The 25158-nt window shown below is 65.0% G+C and carries 21 protein-coding genes; 9 read left to right on the top strand and 12 right to left on the bottom strand.

Annotation, left to right across the window (positions count from 1 at the left end; translation table 11 throughout):
- The first annotated feature begins 9 nt into the window (after nucleotides 1–9).
- Entirely contained in the window at nucleotides 10–939 is a 930-nt protein-coding gene (locus C1876_RS01845) for a LysR family transcriptional regulator (protein WP_158544544.1), read from the top strand.
- Nucleotides 940–949: 10 nt separating this feature from the next.
- On the opposite strand, the gene C1876_RS01850 is transcribed toward C1876_RS01845, so the two are convergent.
- Both C1876_RS01850 and C1876_RS01855 read right to left on the bottom strand, forming a co-directional pair.
- The gene (locus C1876_RS01850; RefSeq protein WP_114545026.1) at nucleotides 950–1282 is read right to left on the bottom strand and encodes a hypothetical protein; all 333 of its coding nucleotides are present in this window, start codon (nucleotides 1280–1282) and stop codon (nucleotides 950–952) included.
- A gap of 133 nt (nucleotides 1283–1415) precedes the next feature.
- Nucleotides 1416–2642: an MFS transporter gene (locus tag C1876_RS01855; RefSeq protein ID WP_114545027.1), complete on the bottom strand. Its 1227-nt coding sequence runs from the start codon at nucleotides 2640–2642 to the stop codon at nucleotides 1416–1418.
- A gap of 144 nt (nucleotides 2643–2786) precedes the next feature.
- Between C1876_RS01855 and C1876_RS01860 the strand changes: the two genes are divergently transcribed.
- Nucleotides 2787–3770, top strand: a complete 984-nt coding sequence (locus tag C1876_RS01860) for a zinc dependent phospholipase C family protein (protein ID WP_114545028.1) — start codon at nucleotides 2787–2789, stop codon at nucleotides 3768–3770.
- A 6-nt stretch (nucleotides 3771–3776) separates the two neighbouring features.
- Nucleotides 3777–4724 carry a trimeric intracellular cation channel family protein gene (locus C1876_RS01865; RefSeq protein ID WP_114545029.1) on the top strand — a complete coding sequence of 316 codons (948 nt, stop codon included), beginning with the start codon at nucleotides 3777–3779 and terminating at the stop codon, nucleotides 4722–4724.
- A 50-nt stretch (nucleotides 4725–4774) separates the two neighbouring features.
- Here the strand turns inward: C1876_RS01865 and C1876_RS01870 are convergent, their stop codons facing one another.
- Genes C1876_RS01870 through C1876_RS01880 form a run of 3 tightly spaced genes read right to left on the bottom strand, consistent with a single transcriptional unit; the run spans nucleotide 4775 to nucleotide 7115 of the window.
- Nucleotides 4775–5404: a DUF47 domain-containing protein gene (locus C1876_RS01870; protein WP_114545030.1), complete on the bottom strand. Its 630-nt coding sequence runs from the start codon at nucleotides 5402–5404 to the stop codon at nucleotides 4775–4777.
- Nucleotides 5405–5422: 18 nt separating this feature from the next.
- Nucleotides 5423–6052, bottom strand: a complete 630-nt coding sequence (locus tag C1876_RS01875; protein WP_114545031.1) for a DUF47 domain-containing protein — start codon at nucleotides 6050–6052, stop codon at nucleotides 5423–5425.
- Nucleotides 6053–6062: 10 nt separating this feature from the next.
- Entirely contained in the window at nucleotides 6063–7115 is a 1053-nt protein-coding gene (locus C1876_RS01880) for an inorganic phosphate transporter (RefSeq protein WP_114545032.1), read from the bottom strand.
- Between the two features lie 254 nt (nucleotides 7116–7369).
- Between C1876_RS01880 and C1876_RS01885 the strand changes: the two genes are divergently transcribed.
- A complete protein-coding gene (locus tag C1876_RS01885) occupies nucleotides 7370–8521 on the top strand; it encodes a nitrate/nitrite transporter (RefSeq protein WP_114545033.1) in 1152 nt (383 codons plus the stop codon).
- 188 nt (nucleotides 8522–8709) lie between these two features.
- On the opposite strand, the gene C1876_RS01890 is transcribed toward C1876_RS01885, so the two are convergent.
- From C1876_RS01890 to recJ, 3 genes are read right to left on the bottom strand one after another with little or no spacing between them, the layout of a single operon-like run.
- The gene (locus tag C1876_RS01890) at nucleotides 8710–9369 is read right to left on the bottom strand and encodes an MBL fold metallo-hydrolase (protein WP_114545034.1); all 660 of its coding nucleotides are present in this window, start codon (nucleotides 9367–9369) and stop codon (nucleotides 8710–8712) included.
- The gene (locus tag C1876_RS01895; RefSeq protein WP_114545035.1) at nucleotides 9366–11774 is read right to left on the bottom strand and encodes a RelA/SpoT family protein; all 2409 of its coding nucleotides are present in this window, start codon (nucleotides 11772–11774) and stop codon (nucleotides 9366–9368) included. Before C1876_RS01895 ends, C1876_RS01890 begins: the two co-directional genes overlap by 4 nt.
- Before the next feature lie 27 nt (nucleotides 11775–11801).
- Nucleotides 11802–15167 carry a single-stranded-DNA-specific exonuclease RecJ gene (gene recJ, locus C1876_RS01900; protein ID WP_114545036.1) on the bottom strand — a complete coding sequence of 1122 codons (3366 nt, stop codon included), beginning with the start codon at nucleotides 15165–15167 and terminating at the stop codon, nucleotides 11802–11804.
- 392 nt (nucleotides 15168–15559) lie between these two features.
- Between recJ and C1876_RS01905 the strand changes: the two genes are divergently transcribed.
- Complete coding sequence (locus tag C1876_RS01905; RefSeq protein ID WP_114545037.1) at nucleotides 15560–17137, top strand: FAD-dependent oxidoreductase; 1578 nt, start codon at nucleotides 15560–15562, stop codon at nucleotides 17135–17137.
- A gap of 55 nt (nucleotides 17138–17192) precedes the next feature.
- Here the strand turns inward: C1876_RS01905 and C1876_RS01910 are convergent, their stop codons facing one another.
- From C1876_RS01910 to C1876_RS01920, 3 genes are all read right to left on the bottom strand, one after another.
- Nucleotides 17193–18638 (bottom strand): response regulator transcription factor, encoded by a 1446-nt coding sequence (locus C1876_RS01910; protein WP_114545038.1) that lies wholly within the window; start codon nucleotides 18636–18638, stop codon nucleotides 17193–17195.
- 319 nt (nucleotides 18639–18957) lie between these two features.
- The gene (locus C1876_RS01915; RefSeq protein ID WP_114545039.1) at nucleotides 18958–19911 is read right to left on the bottom strand and encodes a helix-turn-helix transcriptional regulator; all 954 of its coding nucleotides are present in this window, start codon (nucleotides 19909–19911) and stop codon (nucleotides 18958–18960) included.
- A gap of 16 nt (nucleotides 19912–19927) precedes the next feature.
- Entirely contained in the window at nucleotides 19928–20416 is a 489-nt protein-coding gene (locus C1876_RS01920) for an NYN domain-containing protein (protein WP_114545040.1), read from the bottom strand.
- A gap of 214 nt (nucleotides 20417–20630) precedes the next feature.
- On the opposite strand from C1876_RS01920, the gene C1876_RS01925 reads away from it, so the two are divergent.
- Nucleotides 20631–21056, top strand: a complete 426-nt coding sequence (locus C1876_RS01925) for a TOBE domain-containing protein (RefSeq protein WP_114545041.1) — start codon at nucleotides 20631–20633, stop codon at nucleotides 21054–21056.
- Between the two features lie 108 nt (nucleotides 21057–21164).
- Here C1876_RS01925 and C1876_RS01930 read toward each other — a convergent pair whose 3' ends face one another.
- Nucleotides 21165–21797: a TetR/AcrR family transcriptional regulator gene (locus tag C1876_RS01930; RefSeq protein WP_244909990.1), complete on the bottom strand. Its 633-nt coding sequence runs from the start codon at nucleotides 21795–21797 to the stop codon at nucleotides 21165–21167.
- Nucleotides 21798–21863: 66 nt separating this feature from the next.
- Here C1876_RS01930 and C1876_RS01935 point away from each other — a divergent pair, with 66 nt between their 5' ends.
- From C1876_RS01935 to C1876_RS01945, 3 genes are all read left to right on the top strand, one after another.
- On the top strand, nucleotides 21864–22664 hold the full coding sequence (locus tag C1876_RS01935) for an EFR1 family ferrodoxin (RefSeq protein WP_148707935.1): 801 nt from the start codon (nucleotides 21864–21866) through the stop codon (nucleotides 22662–22664).
- Between the two features lie 123 nt (nucleotides 22665–22787).
- A complete protein-coding gene (locus C1876_RS01940; protein ID WP_114545043.1) occupies nucleotides 22788–23378 on the top strand; it encodes an RNA polymerase sigma factor in 591 nt (196 codons plus the stop codon).
- Nucleotides 23371–25158 (top strand): hypothetical protein, encoded by a 1788-nt coding sequence (locus tag C1876_RS01945; RefSeq protein WP_123269633.1) that lies wholly within the window; start codon nucleotides 23371–23373, stop codon nucleotides 25156–25158. Before C1876_RS01940 ends, C1876_RS01945 begins: the two co-directional genes overlap by 8 nt.

Raw genomic sequence — 25158 nt, forward strand, 5'->3', positions numbered from 1 at the left:
GGGAGCCGCGTGAACATCGAGCATCTGTGTGAATTCATCGAGCTGTCGAGGCAGCTGAACTTCACATCGACGGCAAAAACGCTGCACATGACCCAGCCGGCGCTGTCCAACCACGTCCGCGCGCTCGAGCGCGAAACGGGCGTGCTGCTCATCGAGCGTGCCGCGAACGACCGCACGCGCCTGACGCCCGCCGGCCAATGCTTCCTCGACACCGCCCTGGAAATCGTTGCGCTGCACGACGACCTGCTGCCGCGGCTGCAAACCCTCCAGCAGAACGCCGAGGGCAAGATTGTCATCCGGTCGCCGCGCCACGAGTACAGCGCACCGTTGCTCAACTACATCTACGAGTTTCAGAAGATCCACGCCCATATCGACGTGGTCATCTGCCCATGGGCAGACATCGACGGCATCGAGGACGTCGCATCGGGCAAGGTGGATTGCGCCTACCTGGGATACGCCGACTACGAGGACGAGGAGCTGCAAAGGAAGCACCAGGTGGAGCTCGTCCCCTACACCGAGACGGAGCTGCTGCTGTGGGTGGACAAGTCCCATCCGCTTGCCGCCATCCCGCACCCCTGCATCGACGACCTCAACGGGCACACGCTGCTCATACCCGCCAACATGAAGCACGATTCCTGGAACGCCTGCATCACCGGCACGGTGAAGCGCAACAACCTGCGCTGCGCCATCAACGAGCGCTACTGCGACTCGCTCGAAGACCTCGCGCTCAACAAGGCGCTTCCCGAAGACGTGCTGCTGTGCGATGCGAGCCTGCTCACCTTTCCACCGTTCCAGCTGCGGGACGATCGCGTCACGCTGCACTTCTCTCCCCGCGTGTTCGGGCCCGTGTCCATCTGCCACAAGCTCGACGAGGACAATCCCGCCATGGTGCTGTTCGCCGATTTCCTCAGCCGCAAGTATCAACCCGCAGAGCGGTAAGAGCCCGTTCCTACAAGTAGCCTGCTTGCAGCAGCTTCTTGCAGAGGGTGACCGACAGGCCGTGCCACGAGGTGGGCGTGGCGTCAGGGTCGGACGCCACCAGCATCGACGCGAGCGACGACAGCACGGGGACCTTCGTTCCCCAGGGCACGAACGCCTGCTCCTCGGCCGCCGGCACCTCGGCAACCACGGTCACGTCCACGGTGGTGGCCGCCGCGTGCGGCGGCGCCATCAGGCGCCCGGTCACCATGCAGCACGCGCCCAGCATCAAGGTCGCCACCAGCACGATGCACAGCACGCCGCGCGTTGAGTGGATGAAGTCCTGGAAGATGACGTTGTGCATGATATACCTCCGATGCCGTTATACTATGCTTCACATAGTATATGAGGTCGCAGAGTATTGCAAGCATAAAAAAAGCCGGCACGCGAGGTGCCGGCGCTGCAAAACGAAACCGCGGGACGCAGAGCCAGCCGCCCTACCCCTTCTTGTCGGGCATCCGCAGCAGCAGCACGAAGCCCAGCACGAACAGCACGGCGATGCTCAGCACGCCCAGCGACGAATTCCCCGTGATCTGCGTGAAAATGCTCACCAAAAACGTGCCCATGACGGCGGCGTACTTCCCGAAGATGTCGAAGAAGCCGTAGTACTCGTTCGCGTGCTCCTTCGGAATGAGCTTGCCGAACTCCGAGCGCGACAGCGCCTGGATGCCGCCCTGGAACAGCCCCACGCAAATCGCGAGAATCCAGAACTCCACGGCCTCGCGCAGGAAGAACGCCGCGAACAGCGTGATGCAGAAGTACGCGCCGATGGCCACGAGCAGCATGCGCTTCGTGCCGAACTTCGTGGACAGGCGCCCATAGGCGATGGCCGAGGGGAACGCCACGAACTGCGTCACCAGCAGCGCCAGCACCAGCTGCGTCGCGTCGATGCCGAGGTCGGTGCCGTAGCTCGTCGACATCTTGATGATGGTGTGCACGCCGTCGATGTAGCAGAAGAACGCCAGCATGAACAAGCGCAGGCGGCGGTCCTTCCAGATGCGTTTGAGCGTGCGCCACAAACCCGAGAACGTGTCGCGCAGCAGGTGCGTCGCGCGTTCCTTGTAGTGCGTCTGATGCACGTCGCGGATGAGCGGGATGCTGAACGCCACCCACCACACGGCCGTGATGAGGAAGGCGATTTTCATGCCGATGTCCATGGGAATGCCGACGGACGGCCCGAGCAGCACCACCACGAGGCACAGGATGAACGGCACGCACGAGCCGATGTAGCCCCAGGCGTACCCCTGCGACGACACTTCGTCGTAGCGCTCGTCGGTGGTGGCGTCCACGAGGAACGCGTCGTAGAACACCATCGAGCCGTTCAGCATGATGGACGCAACGACGTAGATGATGAGGAACGCGAGCGCCGTCGTGGGAATGCCCAACGCGGCCAGCGCGATGGCGCCTGTGCCCACGGTGCCCACGAAGAACTTCTTCTTGTTGCCCTTGAGGTCGGCCAGGCTGCCCAGCACGGGCATGAGCAGCGCCAGCAGCAGCGAGGCCACCGTCTCGGCGTAGCCCCATGCCACCACCACCGACGAACCGGGCTCGGCCAGCGTCTTGAAGTACACGGGAATGAGCGCGGTAGCAAGGAGCACGAACGCCGAATTGCCCACATCGTAGAGAATCCAGCTTCGCTCTTTCTTGGTCAGCTTGCCTACCATGGTCGCGCCTCTCGTCTCGATTACGTCAACTTGGGAAACCTTCTTCACAAGTGCGAAACCGAAGGTTAACAAGTCCCCGCTCATTGTATATGATAGCGCGTAGCGTCACCGGTAAAATTCAAGTCAGAACGGAGCGTCACCTCCATGCCCGCACTCATAACTCACGATTTCTTCGGGCGCGACGTCTACGACCGCCTGTACACCTTCATCGGGGGCTCGCGCGATGAAGCCGAGGCCTTCCTCCTGGGCAACCAGGGCCCCGACCCTCTGTTCTACACGGTGCTCAGCCCTCAGCTGCGCGAACACAACCGCCTGGGCTCCACCATGCACAACAAGAAGCCGAGCGAGCTGCTGGCCGCCCTCAAGAACTCCCTGAGCATCCTGGGCAGCGCCGAGCAGGAAGTGGGCCGTGCCTACGCGCTGGGATTCCTGTGCCATTACACGCTGGACTCCACCATGCACCCGTTCGTGTTCTTCCACGAATACCAGGTGTGCGACGCCGGCGAACCCGGCCTGTCGCGCGCCGATGGCAGCGAGGTGCACGGCGTCATCGAGAGCGAGCTCGACGAGCTCGTGCTGTTCGAGAAGCGTGCCGAAACCGTGGCCACGTTCAACCCGTCCGCCGAAATCCTCAACGCGAGCGACTTCGTGCTGCGCATCATCTCCAAGATGTACGCCTACGTGGCCCTCACCGTGTACGGCGAGATCATCCCCGCCACCATGTTCGAGACGGCCGTCAAAGACTTCCGCATCGCGCAGCGCCTGTTCTACTCCCCCTCGGGCCGCAAGCGCGCCATCATCGGCCGCGTCGAAGAACTGCTGCGCCCCTACTCGTTCTACCGCTCCATGAGCCACCGCCCCGTCGCGCTCACGACGAGCCAGTTCGACAACCGCGCTCACGAGGCGTGGGAGAACCCGTTCACGGGCGAGGTGCGCACGGTGGGCTTCTGGGACCTGTTCGACGAGGCGCTTGAGAAGGCGCAGGACAACCTGTTCGCGTTCGACGAGGACACCTTCGACCTCGCGGCCGCTCGAGAGATCACGCACGAGCTGGACTTCTCGGGTGAGCCCGTGGTGGCCCTCGTCGTGTCGGTGGAGGACGGCGCCCGCGTCGCCGACGAAGCTTAGCGCCCCATGCTGGACGTTGCCCTCACCATCCCCTTCTGGCTGGAAATGGCCGCTGCGTTGACCGGCGGCCTGTCCGGCGCCATGAGCGCCGTGCGCGGGCGCTTCGACATATTCGGCGTGGTGTGCATCGCCATCATCACCGGATTGGCCGGCGGCATCCTGCGCGACATCCTGTTGCAGAACTACGGCATTTACGCGTTTCAGAAGCCCACGCTCATCATCGCCTGCGCCATCGCGGGCGTGGTGGTGTTCTACTTCGGCAAGCTGGCCACCTACCTCGACCCCATCGTCGATTTGCTGGACAACCTCTCGGTTGCCCTGTGGGCCGTCATCAGCGTGAGCAAGAGCCTGTCGGCGGGGCTCGACATCATCCCGTCCATCATCCTGGGCACCATCACCGCTGTGGGCGGCGGCATCCTGCGCGACATCATGATGAACCGCGAGCCCGAGGCGTTCCAAGCCGGCGCGCTGTACGGCAGCGCGGCGCTCATCGGCTGCATCGCCTACGCGCTCATGAGCCAGAACCACATCCTGGACAACTATGCGGCCCTCACCTGCGTCGTGCTCGTGCTGGGGCTGCGCTACGCGTCGCTGTTCTTCGGATGGCGTACAAGCCCGCCCCGCGACTACTCCGACGTGGTCACGCGCGTGGTGTCGCGCCCGGTGAAGTCGGTGGCCCGCCGCGTACGCCCGCCGAAGGGCAAGGTGGAGCGCGACAAAGAGCGTCACGGCTACGAGAAGCTGCGCATATTCTGGGCGCGCCTCAACGGCGAGCACGTGCCGAAGAGGAACCTGGAAGGCAATGCCCCCGCCAACGCCACCACCTCGGTGGACGTCCCCGGCATCGACGTGGTGGACCCGAGCGACCGCATCGTCGTGAACCGCGAGGAATTCCGCCGCATCACCGGCGCCGGAGAAGACGAGCCCTCCGACCCCTTCGAGCCGCGCAGCTAGAATGCGGCGCGGCATCGGCATGCTCCTTCGGCCGGTTGGCCGAAGGAGCATCACGCGTTCTTCAGCAAGATCCCGCCCATGGTGTCGGCAACGTGTTCGCAGGCGTCGCAGCACTTCTCCATGCGGTCGAAAATGCGCCACCACATCACCGTGGTCAGGGGGTCGACCCCCTTTTCCTCGCTCAGACAGCGATTCACCTTGATGTACAGGCGGTCGCCCCGCTCTTCGTACGTGTTCACGTCGATGATGAGCTCGCGGAACGTCTTGGACTTCTTGAAGTTGCGGAAGTCGTTCATCGCCTTCTCGAGCGCCTTGCAACTCTTCTTGATGAGCTTCGCGAACTCGCGGGCGTGCTCGTGCATATCGAGCACCGGGTACATGTGGAAGCACAGCACGACGTCTTCGATGTAGTCGATGAGGTTGTCGAGGGCCTGCGTCAACTCGATGATGTCGTCGCGCTCGATGGGCGTGATGAAGTCGTGCGCAAGGCGCTGGTAGACGGCGTGGGCGTACTTGTCGCTCTCGTTCTCCAGCGTATGGGCGCGCTCCATCGCGTCGGCAACCGCATCCTTCGAACCGTAGTTGTCGATGACCTCAAGCAGCAGCTCGGCTTCGAGCACGGCGGCGGCCGCTTGCTTCTCGAACAGATCGAAGTAGCTGAACTTCTCCTTCTTGCCCATGAGGCCCCCTTCGGCTTTCTACACGTTCTTCAGCAGAATGGAGTTCATCGTATCGGCGGCGTGCTCGCAGGAATCGCAGCACTTCTCCATGCGGTCGAAAATCTGCGACCACACCAGCACGCGCATGGGGTTCTCGCGGTCGTGCGTGTGCAGCTTGCGGATGACCTGCATGTACAGCTGGTCGGCCTCTTCCTCGTACGTATTCACGTCCACGATGAGCTGCTTGAACATTTTGGACTTCTTGAAGTTGCGGAAATCCTCCATGGCCTTTTCGAGCGCCACGCAGCTCTTCTTGATGAGGTGGGCGAACTCGAGCGCGTCATGATGGATGAAGTGCACGTCGTACATGTAGAAACGCTGCATGACGTCTTCGATGTAGTCGATGATGTTGTCGAGGTACTGCGACATGTTGAGGATGTCTTCGCGCTCGATGGGCGTGATGAAGTCGGTTGCCACCGTCTTGAAGATGGCATGGTTGATCTCATCGCCCTTGTGCTCGAGAGCGTGCGCGCGCTCCATGACCGCTTTGAGATCCTCGGCCTCGGTGAATCCCTCGATGGCCTCGATCAGCAGATCGGCCTCCTCGACGGCAACTTGCGTCTGCTTCTCGAACGCGTCGAAATAATCGAACTTCGTCTTCTTGCTCACAGGTCCTCCTCTACGAGAACATTAGGAACAGGCGGGCGAACACGAACCCGAGCAAACCGCACCCCGGGAAGGTGAGCACCCACGTTTTCACCATGTCGATTGCAATTCCCCACTTCACCGCACTCTTTCGTTTCGCTGCACCCACGCCCATGATAGCGGTTGTGTTCGTGTGGGTGGTGGAAACCGGCAAGCCGGCGAACGTGGAAAGCATAAGGCAGAAGAACGTCGCGAAGCTGGCGGCGAACCCCTGGAAGGGCTCGAGCTTCACCATGTCGACGCCGACGCTCTTGATGATGCGCTCGCCGCCCACGGCGGTGCCGATGCCCATGTTGAGCGCGCAGAAGAACATGAGCCACACGGGCAGGATCATCTGATCGGCCTGCCCCACGCCGGTTGCCAGCGTGATGGCCAGGATGAAGATGCTCATGAACTTCTGGCCGTCCTGCGCACCGTGCATGAACGCGACGCCCGCGCCCGACACGATTTGCGCCCAACGGAAGAAACGCGACGTGCGCTTGCGGTCCATGTTGCGACAGAACCGCCCGAGGAATTTGGAGTTGAGCCAGCCCAGGAAGAACCCGAGCAGCGTCGAAAGCAGAATGCCGTACACCACCTTGATCCACTCCGCGCCGTTGATGGCGTCGAAGCTGCCCTGCAGCGCGATGGCCGCGCCCGTCAAGCCGGCGATGAGCGAGTGGCTTTGGCTGGTGGGAATGCCGAAGTACCAGGCCACGGTGCCCCACACGATGATAGCCACCATAGCGGCCATGAGCGCGATGAGCGCCTGCTGGGAATTGCCTCCGAAGTCCACCATGTTGAAGATGGTGTGCGCGACGGCGGCGGTGAACAGGGACAGAACGAGCAAGCCCAGGAAGTTGCAGATAGCCGCCATGACGATGGCGTATTTCGGCTTCATGGCACGCGTCGATACGACGGTGGCAATCGCGTTAGGTGCGTCCGTCGCCCCATTCACGACAATGACGCCGATGTTCAACAGGGTCACAACCACCAAGATCGGGTTGGACGCGAGCTCGGCAATGAACGAAGCCCACTCTATGGTCACGAATTCCCTCTCGACAAAACAGCAAAAAGGCCCAGCGTTCCTCAGTTTAACGCAAAACTAACAATCCGAAAGGGGTTCGCCCCTCTTTTTACGTCGGATTACGACCGATTCAGCAAAATCCCCGTAAAGTCCTCAACGAAGCAGGAGGAGGCTCTCTCAGGGTAAACCCCTTGAAAACGGGTGATTTTACCCTGAGCGTAATGATGCGTGTTACAGTTAACGTATTACGAGAGGGTTTCCAGGGGGAGGAACTCATGACGATACGTCGAGCACAGCTGCCGTTGCAGACCGCGGATTTGATCGCAGGGTTCATGGTGTGGGTCATCCTGTCGTCGCTGCTGCCCTACATCAAGCAGGATATCTTCATTCCTCCCGATCAGATTGCCCTTGTCACCGCTATTCCGGTCGTGCTGGGCTCCGTGCTGCGCGTGCCCTTCGGCTACTGCGCGAACCTGTTCGGCGCGCGTTCCGTATTCTTGGCAAGCTTCGCCGTGCTCGTGCTGCCCGTATGGTTTCTGAGCGAGACCACCACGTACCAGGGGCTGCTCATCGGCGGCGTGTTCCTCGGCATCGCCGGCGCGGTGTTCTCCGTGGGCGTGACGTCGCTGCCGAAGTACTACCCGAAGGAGCGGCACGGCTTCGTGAACGGGGTGTACGGGTTCGGCAACATGGGCACGGCGCTTACCACCTGGCTCGCACCCGTGGCGGCCGTGGCCTTCGGCTGGAGAACAGCCGTGAAGCTGTACCTCGTGCTGCTGGCCGTGTTCATCGTGCTGAACTTCGTGCTGGGCGATCGCAACGAGCCGCGGGTGAAAACGCCCATCCGCGAGCAGATGCGCGCCATCGGGAGCGATGCGCGGCTGTGGTTCCTGTCGCTGTTCTACTTCGTGACGTTCGGCGCCTTCGTGGCGCTCACCGTGTACCTGCCGAACTTCCTCACGTCGCACTACGGGATGAACGGCGTGTCGGCGGGCATTGCCACCTCGGTGTTCATCGTGGCGGCTGCGGCCATCCGCGTGGTGGGCGGCTGGCTGGGCGACCGCTTCGACTGCTACAAGCTGCTGGCGGGCGTGTTCGCCGGCATCGCCGTCGGCGCCGTGGTGCTGGCCGTGGCGCCCGACCTGCCCGTGTACCTGGCCGGCATCTACCTTGTGAGCCTCGCGTGCGGCATCGGCAACGGCGTGGTGTTCAAGCTGGTGCCCACGTACTTCACGAAGCAAGCGGGCCTCGCGAACGGCATCGTGGCCATGATGGGCGGCCTCGGCGGCTTCTTCCCGCCGCTCGTGCTGAGCGCTTCGATGCTGATGTTCGGAACGAACGTCCCCGGCCTGGCCGCCTTTGGCGCTTTCGCGCTGGCATGCCTGGCGATTGCCCTGGGTATGAGACGAACCACCGGGGGCGTCTGAGTGCGGGCTTGCTGGGTGCGGCGCTGCGCGCCGATGAGGTGACCTGCGGGTTGAGGCGTCGGCGCGCGGGGGCGCGACGAACCCGTAAGACATCGGGCGCGCCATAGAAAAAAAGGGCGCGCCATGGGAAGAGGGGGAAGAGGGCGCGCCGTGGGAAAGCGGAGGTGGCGCGCCCTTGGTCTTCTGGCTTATGCGTAGTAGGCGAATACGCGCTTGCGTTCGTTGCCTATCTTGGTGGTGCTGTTGTGGCCGGGCAGCACGACGGTTTCGTCGGGCAGCACGGCGAGTCGCTTGAGAGACTTGCGCATGGCGTTCATGTCGCCGCCCTGGAAGTCCACGCGGCCGATGGAGCCGCAGAACAGCGTGTCGCCCGAGATGAGCACCGGAGCGCCCTCGGGGTTCGTGCCGAAGCGGGGGTCGAGGAACAGGCAGATGCCGCCCTCGGTGTGCCCCGGCGTGAGGATGACCTTCCACGGCATGTTCCCGATCTTCAGGATGTCGCCGTCGTTCACCACATGGTCGACCGGGCACGGCGTGAAGCGCATGTCGTCGCGCGGCAGCTTCTTCTCGCCCGTGATGATGGGCGCGTCGATGGCCGAGGCAATCACCATGGCGCCGGTCTTGTCGCGCAGCTCCTTCGCGGCGCCCACATGGTCGGAATGGCGATGCGTCAGGATGATGGCGTCCACCGTGCGGTTGCCCACGGCCTTGAGAATCTCGTCGGCCTTGCACGACGGGTCCACCACGATGGTGGCCGCGCCGTCGGAGATGATGTACACGTTGTTCTCAATCATGCCGAGCACGAGGTACTCGACGGGCACGCACGTGCCCTTCACCTTGTTGGTCATGCGTCGCTCCTAGTCTTTTTCTTTCCGCCGCCGGCCTTCGGCACCATGCGGCGCGCGTCGAACACTCCTTCAATGCCGCGCAGTTTGCTCAGCACGATATCGATATGATTGATGTCGGATACCTGGAACAGGAACCGCATCTCCACCATGCCGTCGCGGTGCGAGGTGGTGGAACTCGACAGCACGTTCGCGCCCTGCTCCGACAGGATGACGGCCACGTCGCGCAGCAGGTTCATGCGGTCGAGCGCGTCGAGGAACACCTCCACCTTGAACGACGTGTTCTTCGGCAAATCGTTCTCCCAGGCCACATCGATGATGCGCTCGGGGGTTTGCTTGAGGTCCTGCGCGTTCGGGCAGTCGGCGCGGTGCACTGACACGCCGCGGCCGCGCGTGACGAACCCGAGGATGTCGTCGCCCGGCACGGGGTTGCAGCAGCGCGACAGGCGCACCAGCACGTCGTCGACGCCCTTCACCACCACGCCGTTCGACGTGTGCGCCTCGTGCTTCTTTGGTGCCTTCACGCTGGTCAGCATGGGGGGCAGCTTGCCGGTGGACATGTCGCCGGCCACGTAGTCCATGGCGGTTTCCGCTTCGCGGCCCTTGTCCACGAGAATCTTGAGCAAGCGGTTCGCCACATGCTGGGCGCTTTCCTTGCCCGTGCCGATGTGCACGAGCATGTCGTCGGCGTCGTTGTAGCCCATGTGGTCGGCCACCGATTTCAGCGCGCGCATCGACTGGGCGCTGGAAATGCCCAGGCCGTGCTTGCGCATCTCGCGCGTCAGCTTGTCGCGGCCGTTCTGCAAATCGTCGCTGCGGCTCACCTTGCTGAAGTACGAACGAATCTTGCTGCGCGCGCTCGGCGTTTTCACGAGGCCCAGCCAGTCGCGCGAGGGGCTTGCGCTCTTCTGCGTGAGGATGTCCACGCGGTCGCCCAGTTGCAGCTCGTACGTAAGCGGCACGATGGCGCCGTTCACCTTCGCGCCCACGCAGTGGTTGCCCACCTCGGTGTGAATGGCGTAGGCGAAGTCGACGGGCGTCGACCCGGCGCGCAAGCTCATGACCTCGCCCTTCGGCGTGAACACGAACACTTCGGTGGGTGCGAGGTCAACCTTCAGATCCTTGAGGAACTCGCGCGAGTCCTGCGACTCGTCTTGCCAGTCCACCATCTGGCGCAGCCACGCCAACTGCTGATCGAGCTCGTCGCCGCTCTTGCCGCCCTTCTCCTTGTAGCGCCAGTGCGCCGCCACGCCGTACTCGCTTTGTCGGTGCATGTCCTCGGTGCGAATCTGCACCTCGAGCGGGCGGCCGGCCGGTCCGATGACCGTGGTGTGCAGGCTCTGGTACATGTTGAACTTCGGCATGGCGATGTAGTCTTTGAAACGGCCGGGCATCGGGTGCCACAGCGTGTGCACCGCGCCGAGAGCCGAGTAGCAATCCTTCACCGACTTCACGATGACGCGCACCGCGATGAGGTCGTAGATTTCGGAGAAACCCTTGCCCTTCTTCGTCATCTTCTGATAGATGGAGTAGAGGTGCTTCGGGCGGCCCATGATCTGCGCCTGGATGCTCACCTTGCCCATCTCGTCGTGCAGGATGGAGATGATCTGGTCGAGGTAGCCCTCGCGCTCGGAGCGACTTTCGGTCACCATGCGCGAGACCTGCTTGAACTTGTTGGGTTCCAGGTAGTAGAACGACAGGTCCTCAAGCTCCCACTTGATATTGTTGATGCCCAGGCGGTGCGCGATGGGCGCGTAGATTTCCAGCGTCTCGCGCGCCTTGAAGATGCGGCGGTCCTCGCGCAGGGCGCCGAGGGTGCGCATGTTGTGCAGGCGGTCGGCCAGCTTGATGACGATGACGCGGATGTCCTTGCTCATGGCCACGAACATCTTGCGGATGGTGGCAGCCTGCTCGTCGGTGAGGCTTTCCACCTCGATGCGCGTGATCTTCGTCACGCCCTCCACCAGCTGCGCCACCTGCGCGTTGAACTCCTGTTCAACCTGGTCGCGCGTCACGCTCGTGTCCTCCACGGTGTCGTGCAAGAGCGCGGCGCACAGCGTTTCCACGTCCATGCGCAAGTCGGCCAGGATGATGGCCACCTCCACCGGGTGCGCCACGAACGGCTCACCGCTCTTGCGGCATTGCCCCTCGTGCGCCTCGCTCGCGAAGCTGAACGCCTTCGCCAGCATGGCCTCGTCGTCTTCGGAGAGGTATACCGAGGTCAGACGTTGCAACTCGGCAAAACGCTCCTCGGGCGTATGGGGGCTGAGCGCGTCCTTCTTGGCCTCGGGCGCGAACGATTTCTCGGCCGCGTACGGCCGACCAAGCAGATTGTCCTCCACGGTCTGCTTGTTCGACGTCGCCTCAGGCGCGCCGCCCAACAGCTCTTCGTGGTTGTTCTTGCTCATGCTCGCTCCTCCCTTCCAACCTGCGCGTTAGCACGCGTCGCTTGCCGCGTCGCCCGGCAAAATGGGGCGCGACACGCGTACATGGAGGGTAGCAGAATCGCTCTTCATCGCCCAGTCCCGGAATGCGTGGAATATCTCGCGCTCCCCCAAACCCTCACGGTAGCGTACGCTGTCCGTCAGCTCCACCTTGCTCTGCGTGTCCACGACGTGAATGGAGCGCGCCATGCCGTCGGCGCCGAAGGCCGTATGCGTCTCGATGAGCCCCAGCTCGCGGAACACGGCCACGCCGCACGCCGCCGAAGCCGGGCTCACGGGGAAGGCGTCGGTGGTGGCCGCCGCAGCCAGATCGGCGTTGCCCATGGAGAAGAACTCGTCGGCGCTGTCGCGCTGCAGGCTGCGCAGGCGGCGGTACACCTGCGCCAGGCAATCGTGGTCGGGCGTCATGTCGCGCAGGATGCGCTCGTTCAGCGAGCAGTCGCCGCGGTTGAACAGCAGATGGATGCCCGCAGGCTGCCCGTCGCGCCCCGCGCGGCCGCTCATCTGGTTGAATTCGATCTCGTTGAACGGCAGATGGTACAGCACCACGTGACGGATGTTGGGGATGTCCACGCCCTCGCCGAAGGCCGACGTGGCCACGAGCACCGACAGCGCGTCGGTGCGGAACAGCTCTTCGATGCGCTTGCGCTCGGCGCGCGCAAGGCCCGCGTTGTAGAAGCCGATGAGCGGCGCCAGCTGCGGAACGCGCTTGCGCAGGGCGCGCGCGACGGAGATGGACTGCTCGCGCGAGTTGACGAAGATAACCGTCTTGTCGCCCGACGCGATGAGGTTCGCCAGGTAGTCGTCGCGGTTCTTGAGGTTGCGCTGGTCGTCCACCTCGAGGTTGGAGCGCTCGGACGAGTCGAACACGCACGCGTCCACCGGCAGCTCGCGCCTGATGGCGGCGGCCACGTCGTCGTCGGCCGTGGCCGTGAGGGCGAGCACGGTGGGTGCCGCGCCGCCGTCGGGCCCGCTCAGCTTCGCAATGGCCGCGCCGATGGTGGCGTAGGCCACGCGCTGCCCGGCTTTCGCCAGCCCCACGTGGTGCGCCTCGTCCACCACGACGAACTTCACGCGGCCCGTGCCGGCGAACTCGTCGGCGTGCCACGCGAGGAACTCCGGCGTGGTGAGCGCGATGTCGTAGGTGCCGTCGGCCAGGCCGGCGAAGCCCTGCCGACGCTCGTCGGGCGTGCTTTCGCCCGTGAGCGTGATGACGCCGATACCGAACGCGTCGAGCGCCTCGCGCAGGTGGAAGGCCTGGTCGGCGATGAGCGCGCGCAGCGGGTACACGAACAGGCTGGCCTCGTGGTGGGCAAGCGCGCGCTCGGCGGCGTGCACCTGGAACGTGAGCGACTTGCCGCGGCCCGTGGCCATGACGCCCAGCACCGAGCGGCCGGCGCGCAGGTGGTCGAGGATGTCGCGCTGCGCGTCGTGCAGCGGACGGTCGCCGATGATGGCGTGCACGATTGCGCGCTCGAGCCCTTCGGGATCGTCCACGGCCTTACGCTCCCAACAGGCACGATTGGCCGCGCGAGCCGCTTCGTACGCCTCGACGTCCTCGGGGCGGTGCGGCGCGTTCGCGCACAGCTCGGCGTCGCTCGTAGCGTACAGGTCGGCGAAGAAGCTGAGGTTCTCGGGATTGAGGCACGCCTCCAACGCGCCGCAGGTGCGCGCAGGGGCCAGCGATTGCAGCATGGCCTTCACCGACTTGCGGCCGCGCCATTCGTCGATTTGCACCTCGAACGCGGCGTTCACCACGCTGTCGGTGCGCATGAGCGACTCGATGTCGGAGCAGTGGAACATGATGCCCGACACGGTGGCGCGCCCGTCCGAGAGCGTGCACGAGAAGTGGTTCTTCTCGGCGCCCACGGCGCGGCAGTTCGCCAGCATCACGTCGCGCGCGAGGTACACGGGCACGGGATGTTCCTGGCCGAACGGCGCCAGCTTGTCGAGCTGCGCCACGTTGTCCAGCGTGAGCTCGTCGAGGCTCACGCACGCGTCGATGTTCACGAGCGGGTGGAACGCGCCTTCGGGAAGCGCGTCCATGTAGGCGCACAGGCGCCGTTCGAACTCGGGCAGGTTGGCGGTGGGCAGCGTGACGCCCACGGCGGCCTCGTGGCCGCCGAAGCGCGTGAGCAGGTCCGATGCGGCTTCCACGGCCTTGAACAGGTTCACTTGGCCCACGCTGCGGCCGCTGCCGCGCGCTTCATCGCCCGTGATGGTGAACAGCAGGCTGGGCACGCCGTAGGTGTTCACGAGGCGGCTGGCCACGATGCCCTTCACGCCTTCGTGCCACCCGTCGCCCGACACCACGAGGGCGCGCTGACCGTGGTACACCTCGACGGCCTGGGCCTTCGCGATTTCAGACAGCTCGGCCTCGATGGCGCGGCGCTGATCGTTCACCGATTCCAGCTGCGAGGCCAGGCGGTTCGCCTCTTCGAAGTCGTCGGTCATGAGCAGGTCGAGCGCCAGCTGCGCGTCGCCCATGCGGCCGGCGGCGTTGAGGCGCGGGATGACGGAGAAGCTGAGGTTCGTGGCGCTGACGGGCTTGTCGGCGGCACCGCTCGTTGCCAGCAGCGCGGCGATGCACGGGCGCGGAGCCTCGTTCATACGCGCGATGCCGTCGGCCACGAGGGCGCGGTTCTCGTCGCGCATGGGCATGAGGTCGGCCACCGTGCCCAGCGTGGCGAAATCGGTGAAGTCGCGCCACAGGTGCGGCTGGCCCAGGCGGCCGCCCAGCACCTGCACGAGCTTGAGGGCCACGCCCACGCCCGCCAGGATGGAGCTCGGGCAGGCCGGGTCGCACTTCGGGTCGGCCACGGGCACGCCCTCAGGCACGAGGTCCACCGGCTCGTGGTGGTCGGTGATGGCCAGGCCGAGGCCCGCCTCCACCACGGCCGCGGCTTCCACCTTGCAGGCGATGCCGCAGTCCACCGTGACGATGAAGTCCGGGCCGTACGAGCACGCACGCGTGATGGCGGCCTCGGACAGCGCGTAGCCTTCGTCGAAGCGCAGCGGGATGAACGGCGTAGCCTGCGCGCCGAAGGCACGCAACCCGCGCGTGAGCACGGTGGTGGCCGAGATGCCGTCGAGGTCGAAGTCGCCGAAGACGAGGATGTGGTCGCCGCGCTTGATGGCGGCTTCCAGCGCGTCGGCGACGTCGGACAGCCCCGGGATGATGTACGGGTCGAGCCAGTCGCGCTCGAGCGACGGTTCGAGGAAGCGGTGAACCGCTGCAGGCTGATCGATGCCGCGCGCGACGAGCGTCGCGGCGATGAAGCGGGGCAGACCGAGTTCGCGTTCCAGGCGCACCACGGACGCGGGGTCGGCCGCTTTAATGTTGAACTGGGCAGACATGGGCGCTCATACCTCACATGCGAGAATTCGAATAGTTCGCTTCATATTGTCCCACATTCGAGGGGCACTGTCACCGAAGATTGCGCAGGCGGCAAAGGGCCGACACCGCACGTCCACGCCTTCGCCCCACCGGCAATCCCCCTCTTCCCCGCGCCGTTCTTCGCCGGCAAACCTCCTCTTCTCCGCGCCGTTCTTCACCGGCAACCCTCCTCTTCCCTGCATCCCTTTCACCAGGGGAAACGCGAAATTCATACGATTCGTGCGACAGGGGACGACCCTTTCGTGCGATACCGGCCGTCGGCGATGGCGCATAGTGCGACCCATCGGCGACGATCGGGGAGATCGCGCCACCATCGAAAGACAGCAAGCAGGGAACGGGAAGGGTGAGGAACATGACGAAATCCATCGCACAGGAAAGCGGCCTCTCGAGGCGGAACTTCTTGAAGAGCGCCGGCATCGGCGCTGCGGGGCTGCTGGGCGCCACCGCGCTGAGCGCATGCGCAGGGGGCGCGTCGGCGAAGACGGCCGAGGGCGCGGGCTCGTGGGATCAGGAAACCGACATCGTCGTGGTGGGCACGGGCGCCGCGGGCGTGGCATCGGCCATGACGGCGCTCGAGGCGGGCTCCGAGATCATCATGATCGAGAAGGAGAAAACCACGGGCGGCATCACGGGCGTGTGCGAGCAGTACTGCGCCTTCGACTCGTCGCTGCACCTTCCGCAGAACTTCGACGACGTCACCGACAGCGCCGAGCTCATGCTGGAAGATGCCATGCGCGTGTCGAACGGCACCGCCGACGAGGCGCTGGCGAAGATCTACTGCGACGATTCCGCGAACAGCTTGAACTGGATGATCGACCACGGCTGCGAGTTCAAGGACGCGCTGCGCGTGTCCGACGGCCGTCACGGCCAGGGCAAGTACATCTCGGCCACCGCGGGCGAGCTCACGCAGAAGCTTTTGCCCGCCATCGAAAGCGCAGGCGGCACCGTGCTCACCGAGACGCCCCTCGCCGAGCTCGTGCGCGACGAAAACGGTCGCGTGGTGGGCGTGGCGTGCTCCGACAAGAAGAACACGCGCATCAAGGCGCGCAAGGGCGTCATCATGTGCACCGGCCCCTGGTCCGACGACGAGGTGCTCATCCCCCGCCACATGCAGGCCGTGCCCGAACTCGTGCAGCAGTGCGCCGAGACGCTGTCGGCGTTCGGCATGCCGTACGGCCCCTATACCGGCGAGGCCATCCGCATCGCGCAGAAGTCCGGCGCGGCGGTGCGCCACATGGAGTACATCATGTTCGACCCGTACTACTCGGTGCCCGAGGCCATGTCGAACAAGATCGCGCCCGCCGGCCTCACGCGTGCGGTGAATCAGATTCTCATCGCGCCTGATGGCAAGCGCTTCACCGACGAGGGCGCGTCGCGCGGCGCCATCGCGCTCGATATCATCGATCTGCCGGGCAACACGTACTACCCCGTCATCGACGCCCGTCACCTGCCCGACCCCACCGGTTCCACCAAGTTCCCCGTGGAGAAGCTCGACGAGTTCGTGGCGGCCGGCTACATGGCGAAGTCCGACACCATCGAGGGCCTCGCCGCCGAGATGGAGAAGACGTTCGGCGTGCCGCAGGACGCGACGCTCGCCACCATCGAGCGCTACAACGGCTTCTGCGCGAGCGGCGTCGACGAGGATTTCGGCAAGGACCCGCACCACATGACGCCCATCGATCAGGCTCCCTTCTACGCCGGCCCGGCCGAGACGTGCCGCGACATGTACACGCACGGCGGCCTTGAGACCGACGCCGAAGCGCGCGTGGTGGACTTCGACGGCGCGGTGATTCCCGGCCTGTACGCCGCGGGCATGTGCACGGGCGGCCCGCTGGGCGAGATCACCATCTCGGGCAACTGGCAGATGAGCTCCATCGTGTTCGGCCGCATTGCCGGCAGATGCGCCGCCGCCGAGAACGCGAGCGCGTAAGCCGCATCCCCTCCCTCACGTGTGCCGTCGGACTCGTCCGGCGGCACACGTTTCGCTATCGCCGCTGGTGGACGGCCGTTTCCATGCGGTCGATGAGGTTGAGCAGCTCCTGGCGCGAATGGATGTCGAGCTTCGCATAGGCGCGGCGCAGGTGCGTTTTCACCGTGTGCTCCGACAGCATGAGGTAGTCGGCGATGTAGCGCGCGCTGCGGCCCGACGAGAACTCGCCCACCACCTGGAATTCGCGCGCGGACAGGTCGTAGGTGTCGCGCAGCAGCTCGAGCGCGGCGGCGTTGAGCGACGCGATGGACGCCGCGGGCTCGGTGGTCTCGTCGGGCGCGTCCACGTACCCGCTCCCCTTGCTTTTCGTGAACAACCACAGATAGCTGACGAACATGAGCGTCACCGCCACGCCCAACAGCCAGATGAGCGCCGTCAGCGTGATGCCGAACTGGGACGATGCGAGGGCGCCGAGGTCCGTCAGGGCCAGTGCGCGGCCGCCGGCGATGCTCAGCTGCGATGCGCCCACGGCCAAGCCCAGCAGGAAGAACGCGGGCAGCTTGCGCTCGTACGCCTCGCTCGTAAAGGCGATCCAAATGAAGCAGAAGAACGTGATGAGCAGCACCACCATGAGCGGTCCCGACCACGTGGTGTCGCCGGGGTTCACGCTGCGGAACATGAGCACCGACATGAGCGCGGCGGCCGACACGGGATAGGCGAGGTCGATGCTGGTTTTCTTCGGCCTGATCAGCACGAGGCCCAGGCATAAGGTGAACGACACCACCACGCCGAGGATGGACGTGACCGCCGTTTGGGCGTAGTGCACCCCGCCCGCGAGGTCGAGCTGCACGACAAATCCGCACGACGCGGAGAACACGACGGCGCCCACCACGGCGCGCTTCGTGCGCGCGGCCAGCTCGGCCATGGAGGTGGAGGGCGCGTCGTGCGGCATCATCACCTTCGCCACCGCCTGATGCTGACGCATGCACACGCCCAGCGCGACGAGCGAGAGGACGAGCGCCACCACAAACACGACGCTGCGATTATCGGGGAACAGCGCAGTGGTCAGCGGCACGAGCAGCGTGTCAACCACGTAGCCCGCCGTGATCATCGGCGCCGCCCAACTGGGACGATAGCTGGCGAACACCTGCATCCAGCACAGGATGACGAGCGCCCACCCCACGCCGCCGGCAAGCTGCCCCACGAAGGGCACGATGCCGTACGAGTCGGGGCTTGCCGCCAGCACCACGCGCGCCGCAAGCGCGCAGCACCCTCCCACGAACAAGGGCAACGAGCGGTCGAGCCGCCCCAGATACGACAGGACGGCCACGCTCAGGTACGTGCAGCCTCCCACCGCGATGCCCACGATGGCGTACGGCTCCGGCGAGTACGGCCCCGTCCCCAAGTCGAGCAGCCGCGCACCCTGCAGCAGTCCGAACCCCACGACGGCCACCGCCACAAGCGCCCACGTCCGCCGATCCACCCCACGCTGTCCGCCCATACCGCCCTTCCCCACGCCTCGAGTAGCACGCAGTATATCGCCTGAAGAAAGCACCGTCGACAAGCTGACGAGAGAGGTAGGAGATGGGGGGGGCGTTTAACATGCGCCGCCGTGTAACATGCACCGCGCGGGCCCTGTTCCCATGCGCTGCGCTCCCCTGTTTCCTTGCGCCGCGGGAATGATCATGGGTCTGCCCTTCTTGCGCGCGGCGCAACCAGGAGGTCTCCCTATTGCGCCGCAGCAGCTCGCTCAGCTCCCCAATCCTCCGCGAGGCGCATAGAGGAGGGAGAAGCCCCCCCCCCCGAAACGGCACAAGCGCTTACCCCTCGTACACCACTTCTCCCATGTTTCTTGGGTCGTATCCTACGATCGACCCGATCTCTTCCCGAAACGGCCTGGTTCTTGTGAGCTTCGTGATCGCTTCGACGGCACGTTCGTTGCCGGGGCGCTTCGCCAGCACGATGTCGAGCCATTCGTCTTGCAGCGGCAGGAAGTCAACGCCTTCCACCTGGCGGAACACGCGCTCGGCACCGATGCCCACATCCGCGGCTCCGCGCGCCACGAACGACGCCATCGACAGCGCCGAGTTCGCCTCGCGCTCGTAGCCCTCAAGAGCCAAGCGATCGGCGCCGAGACGCGACAGCTGTTCGTCGAGCAGGATGCGCGAGCCGCAGCCACGCTCGCGGTTGACGAGGCGCACGCCCGGCTTCAGCATATCTTCCCAGGTGCGCAGGTTCTTCGGGTTCCCCTTCGCCACGATGAGCCCCTGACGGCGACGCACGAGCCGCACCACGCGCACGGGCGTGCCGGGCAGCAGGCGCTTCACCGCCGCCACGTTGTACGAGTCGGTTTCGCCGTCGTACATATGGGAGAGCGCCGCCTGCGCCACGCCGTGATACACGTCCACCAACGCGTTGTAGCTGCCTTCGTAGATGCGGTCCACCGCGGTGTTCGTCGCGCCCAGGTAGTTCGCCAGGATGTCGCCCACCACATCGTTGCCCGCCAGCACGAACGTTGCGGCAGCGGGACGCGCAACCGCGGCGCTCACCCGCGGGGCGGCAACCGCAGCCGCCGCCGCGACCGCCGCCGGGGCGGCCTTCGCACGCTTCGAGCGCGCGATGTAGTTCTCCACGTCGCCCATGGTGAAGCGCATCTTGCGGCCGACATGGTACGATGCCAGCTCGTCGGCCTTCACCAACTTGTAGACGGTGCTCTTGCTCACCTGCAGCAGGCCGGCCACCTCATCGGCCGTCAACGCGTCGTCGTTGCGCATGGACGAACCCCTTCCGTCAGTCTTCGGAACCCCACAGCTCTTTCAACTCGCGCGTTATCGCGTGCGCGTTCGCCGGAAGGCCCACGTCACGCGGCATCGGCGCACGCTTTCCGCCCTTTGCGCCTCCGGATCGCTTCGCGCTCTCGGCAAACAGGCGCTCGGCCGGCAGCACGTCAACCCCGCACGATGCGGCCGAGCGACATCGATGCGCCAATTCCCGATCGGACGTCACCACCCCGATGCGCTCCTTCGCCGACCGAACCTTGCTCACAATCGCGTCGTCGGCCGTCGGCATCCGCGTGAACTCCACCGGAGCATCCAGCCGATGCGTCGATCCAGCTCCGTGCGACGCGTCCCATACAATGGTGTAGCTCCCCGCGCCCAGCACGTCCCGCGCCGCCACGCGCAGGCGACGCTCGAGGGTATCGCGCTGTTCCTCAAGCGACAGGTCGCGCGTCGCAGGATCCCGCTTCGTCACGTTGTACCCATCGATCAGGTAGCGCATGCAAGAACCACCGCTCTTTCCGCGTCAAGCAAGAATATACTCAGGCAAGTATAGCGCGAACGCGACACGAAAGTGAACGAAACGATACGAGAGCGTACGAACTCGGTACACTTTGCGCGCGGCCCTTCCCCCGCCGCCCCGCAGCAGCGATACTGCACTCATACCGAACGGGCCGCCGGAAAAGCCGGAGCCCCTCAACCAGAAGGAGCAGCACATGAAGATTTCCGCTCGCAACCAGCTCAAAGGTACCGTTTCCGCCGTCGCCGAAGGCGCCGTGAACGGCGTGGTATCCATCGACCTCGGCTCCACCACCGTCAAGGCCGACATCACCATGGAAGCCATCAACGACCTCGGCCTCAAAGAGGGCACCGACGCCGTGGCCATCATCAAGGCCAGCAACGTGATGTTCGCCGCCGGCTCCGAGCGCATCCAGGGCATCTCCGCCCGCAACCAGATTGCCGGCACCATCGTGTCCGTGAAGAAGGGCGCCGTGAACGGCCATGTGGCCATCGAGACCGCCGAAGGCGCGCGCATCATGGGCTCCATCACGAACGAGGCCATCGAGGACCTCGGCCTGACCGAGGGCGCCGCCGCCCTGGCCATCGTGAAGTCCACCGACGTCATCGTGGGCGTCGAATAACGCCGACGCACCAAGCACCAAGCCCCACCAAAGCCGCCCGTCAAACGACGAGCGGCTTTTTTCATGCCGCTCAGTAGCGCAGCCGCCCGACGCACGGCCCCGCCGCGCCTACACCCCTGCGAGCAAATGGTGGAGGTAGGCGTGGGCTTGGGGTTTGGAGCAGCGGCGGTCGCCGAGCAGGCTCCATTCCAGCACGAGGAACAGGGTGTTGCCGAAGTGGTCGGCAATCAGCTCGTAAGGGATGGGGGCCACGACGCGCTCGGGACAGGTGCGCAGCATCGCGCGAATCTCAACCTGCATGATGGCGCGCAGGTGGTTGAGCAGGTAGCCCGAGGCGGCGTTGTGCACGAGCGTGCGCTTGATGGCGTCGAGGTGCTCGACACACAGGTCGTACGTGCGGTCGAAGTACACGCGCAGGCCCTCTTCCGCGTCCATCGTCGCGGCCTCATCCAACCGCAGATGGGCGCCGATGCGCCGCCATCCGTAGTCGAGCAGATCGTACTTGTCGTCGAAGTAGTTGTAGAACGTCGCCCGCGGGTACCCCGCGCGCTCGCACAGCTCGTTCACCGTGATGCGTTCGAACGACCGCTCGGCAAGCAGCGACAGCAGCGCATGCGAAAACGCGTCGAGCGTACGCTGCGCTCCCTTTGTGGGCTTCTTCGTCACATCGTACTTCACGCCGTCCTCGCTTTCCTCCCGCACGGTTTTGCACGAAGCCGGATGTTGTCCAACCTTGGGCACGACGGGCAAAGCCGTCCCTTGTTTCATCGCGCGGCCCATTCTATGGTGGATGATGGAAATTGACAAGTGTCCAGAACTAGACAGGTGCAGGAGCAACCGATGATTCTCTACTACTCCGCCACGGGCAACACCCGCCACGTGGCGCATCGCCTCGCAGAAGCCTTCGACGACCAGGCGGTTTCGATCCTCGACGCCCAAAGCGACGGGCGCCGCTCGTTCGAGCTTGCGGCGGGCGAAACGCTGGGCATCGTGACGCCCACGTACTTCATGGGGCTTCCCACCCTCATGTCCGACTTCCTCGACACGCTCGAGCTGCACACCGCCGACGACACCCCGTACGCCTACCTCATCATCACCTTCGGCAACTTCAGCGGCACGGTGCGCTCGTCGACGGCCGCCGCGCTACGCGCGAAGGGCATCCCGCTCGCGGCCGCGTTCGGCGTGCGCATGGTGGACACGTGGACGCCTGTCTTCGACGTCTCCAACCAGGAGCGCAATGAGCGCGTCACGCGCGCGGCGGACACGGCCGTCGACGACATCGTCGCCGCCGTGCGCACGCGCGCAACCGGCAGCCACCGCGTTCGCACCGGCCCTCCCCTCGTGGGCAGCCTCATGCATGCGAGCTGGAAGAGCAAGCGCTCCACCAGGCCGTTCTTCGTGGAATCGACGTGCATCGGCTGCGGTCTCTGCGCGAAGACGTGTCCCGTGAGCGCTATCCGCATGGAAGACGGCATGCCCACATGGGTGGCAGATACGTGCGCGCAGTGCCTCTCGTGCCTGCATCGCTGCCCCGTGTTCGCCATTCAGCACGGCCCGAAGACGAAGGGCCACGGGCAATGGGTGCACCCCGACGAGGCTTCTGCATAGACCGCGCGGCTCCTCGAAGGCCGTCCCGCGCGGCCGGCCGGTCGCCCCGCTCCAGCAAAAAGTTCACATTCGTTGAAACAATTGCACCCCCTGGCTCGTATGCTTGAGCAAGGGGGTGAATCGATGTCTGCAGCACACGACGCGCAATCGCGCCGCACGGAGGAGTTCATAGCGCACGCCATGGCCGATTGGGGCGACGCCGTGTACCGTCTGGCGCTCGGCCAAACGCGGTCGAAGGCCGACGCCGAAGACGTCTACCAGGACGTGTTCATGCGCCTGTACAGCGACGCCACCGTGTTCACCAGCGACGAGCACCTCAAGGCGTGGCTGCTGCGGGTCGCCATCAACCGCTGTCGCGACCTGGCGAAATCGAACTGGAACCGCCGCACCGTGGCGTTCGACCCCATCCGCGACGACGTGGCCGAGCTCGTGCGCGACCCCGCCGACGCCGACGTGTGGGACGCGGTGGGCCAGCTGCCCGACAACCTGCGCTCATCCGTTCACCTTCACTACGTGGAAGGCTACACCACCGAAGAAATAGCCCGCATGCTGAACAGCCAACCCGCCACCGTGCGCACCTGGCTGTCGCGCGCACGGGCTCGCGTGAAAGACCTGCTGTTGGGTCGGAAGGCACGCGAAGGCATGCATGCGACGAGCATTCCGCTCGTCGTCGCCAACCCCTGCGATTCCCGAAAGGAGGTGCCCCATGACTGACGATCCCCTGCACCGCTACGCAGCCCTGATCAACCGAGCCCACGCGCCGCGCGACCTGTCGCGCGCCGTGCTCGACCGCATCGACCGCGAGCAACACGAACCAGCGCGGCCATCCGGCCCACGCCACCAAGCACGAAGAAGCGGACCCGCGCCCTTCGCGGTCAAGCGACACCGGTTCCGGGGCTTCGCGTTGGCGGCATGCATCGTAATGTTGGCGGTGATCGTAGGAGTTTCGCTGGTCATACCCCGCATCGGCAAGCACGTCGACCCGCTGGGGTTCGCCATCACCGCCTACGGCGCGTCGGGCAACACGCTGCTGGCCATGGGCGACGCCGGCCGCATTCTGTTCGAGGCCGACATCCTGTTCCGCGTTCCGCCCGCCGATCGCTACGCGGAGGAAGGCGTCTACACCGGCTGCATGTTCCGCATCGAAGGCAGCGACATCGTACGGGTGCAGGCGCACATCGACAAGGGCGAGCTGTACCGCTACACCAACGAGGAGTTCTCCACGTCGGACGACCCCGACCGTTGGGCCGAGGCGCAGGCGTGGAACACGACGCTCATCGGGCAGGGCGAGCACTACGCGCAGTACGACCTCGTGCAGCCCGTCAACGGGATGAGCTTCGACGGCGAAGCTCCCACCGTGGAAACCGTTGGCGTGAAGTGCTACCAGCGTCTGGGCAGCACCATCGACCTGCCGGTGAACGACACGGACGGCTCGCGCCTGTCCGACTACTGTTTCGGGCTGTGGACGAACGAGGACTCGGGCGTGGTGACCGGGTATCAAGACTACATCGACACGCTTGACGGGGCCACGCTCACCGTCACCATCGAGAAGGCGGACGGCAGCCACGCGACGCGCTCCATCACGCTGACGGCGGCCGACGTGAAGGCGAAGCTCGTGCATTCGAAGAACGAAACCACGCCCGGCATCGAACTGATTCCCCAGATCGTAGACCCCTTCGCCGAAGATGTGCAGCAGAAGCTGGACAACCGGCAAGCCGGGTTCACGTGGATCCACACGCTGTACGGCACGGTTGAGGAAGAGAACTGCAATCCCTTCCCGTTCGGCGACGAAACGCCTGCGAACCTCGATCGCCCGCTCACCGAGCCCGCGCCGGAGCGTTCGAGCGAAGACGCGCCCGAGCAGACCGACGAGAACGTGACGCCCGAGGACACGTGGGTGGTGAGCAAGAATCCACTGCGGCCGGGCGAGATCATGGACGTGCGGTTCCCGCAGAATGCGGTGACCAATGCGGCAAGCGGATCGGCGGCCGGGCTGCTGACGTGCACGAACGCGAAGGTGAGCGAGCAGCTGCCCGAAGGCGTGACCGTCGACGATCTGGCGTTGCCCATGTGGGACGACTCTTACTTCGAGAGAAGCGGGTTCACCATCGCGGAGGACGGCACGCTCTCCGAAGGGTTCGCGTACGCCACTATCGACGTCACGGTGAAGAACACGTCGGAGGACCCGCTGTACGCCGATCCGACGGAAGGCGGGTTCGGCACCCTCAAGGAGCTGGGCGGCGAGCAGTACTTCGCGCGCAGCTCGTCGTCGTGGGCCCTGTGGATCAGCGGCCTGCACTACTCGCTGGATAATTTGAACGCCGGATCGCAGTACGCGCTCGTCGAGCCGGGCGAAACGAAAACGTTCACCGTGCTGCACGTCGTGCCGCTCAGCGACATCGCCGACCCCACGTTCTCGTTCTACTACGACAACACCTCCTTCGGTGGCCGCACCACCGCCACCTACCACCTCGGCACCCTCCAGCTGCCGTAG

This window comes from Eggerthella sinensis (assembly GCF_003339815.1).
GTDB lineage: Bacteria > Actinomycetota > Coriobacteriia > Coriobacteriales > Eggerthellaceae > Eggerthella > Eggerthella sinensis.

Bases quoted from the DNA above. Each gene is read 5' to 3' on its own strand.
- C1876_RS01870 (WP_114545030.1), bottom strand. From the start codon at position 5,404: ATGGGCAAGAAGGAGAAGTTCAGCTACTTCGATCTGTTCGAGAAGCAA.
- C1876_RS01925 (WP_114545041.1), top strand. From the start codon at position 20,631: ATGAAGATTTCCGCTCGCAACCAGCTCAAAGGTACCGTTTCCGCCGTC.
- C1876_RS01865 (WP_114545029.1), top strand. From the start codon at position 3,777: ATGCTGGACGTTGCCCTCACCATCCCCTTCTGGCTGGAAATGGCCGCT.
- C1876_RS01945 (WP_123269633.1), top strand. From the start codon at position 23,371: ATGACTGACGATCCCCTGCACCGCTACGCAGCCCTGATCAACCGAGCC.
- recJ (WP_114545036.1), bottom strand. From the start codon at position 15,167: ATGTCTGCCCAGTTCAACATTAAAGCGGCCGACCCCGCGTCCGTGGTG.
- C1876_RS01890 (WP_114545034.1), bottom strand. From the start codon at position 9,369: ATGACCAACAAGGTGAAGGGCACGTGCGTGCCCGTCGAGTACCTCGTG.
- C1876_RS01860 (WP_114545028.1), top strand. From the start codon at position 2,787: ATGCCCGCACTCATAACTCACGATTTCTTCGGGCGCGACGTCTACGAC.
- C1876_RS01940 (WP_114545043.1), top strand. From the start codon at position 22,788: ATGTCTGCAGCACACGACGCGCAATCGCGCCGCACGGAGGAGTTCATA.
- C1876_RS01850 (WP_114545026.1), bottom strand. From the start codon at position 1,282: ATGCACAACGTCATCTTCCAGGACTTCATCCACTCAACGCGCGGCGTG.
- C1876_RS01920 (WP_114545040.1), bottom strand. From the start codon at position 20,416: ATGCGCTACCTGATCGATGGGTACAACGTGACGAAGCGGGATCCTGCG.
- C1876_RS01885 (WP_114545033.1), top strand. From the start codon at position 7,370: ATGACGATACGTCGAGCACAGCTGCCGTTGCAGACCGCGGATTTGATC.
- C1876_RS01905 (WP_114545037.1), top strand. From the start codon at position 15,560: ATGACGAAATCCATCGCACAGGAAAGCGGCCTCTCGAGGCGGAACTTC.
- C1876_RS01855 (WP_114545027.1), bottom strand. From the start codon at position 2,642: ATGGTAGGCAAGCTGACCAAGAAAGAGCGAAGCTGGATTCTCTACGAT.
- C1876_RS01915 (WP_114545039.1), bottom strand. From the start codon at position 19,911: ATGCGCAACGACGACGCGTTGACGGCCGATGAGGTGGCCGGCCTGCTG.
- C1876_RS01895 (WP_114545035.1), bottom strand. From the start codon at position 11,774: ATGAGCAAGAACAACCACGAAGAGCTGTTGGGCGGCGCGCCTGAGGCG.
- C1876_RS01910 (WP_114545038.1), bottom strand. From the start codon at position 18,638: ATGGGCGGACAGCGTGGGGTGGATCGGCGGACGTGGGCGCTTGTGGCG.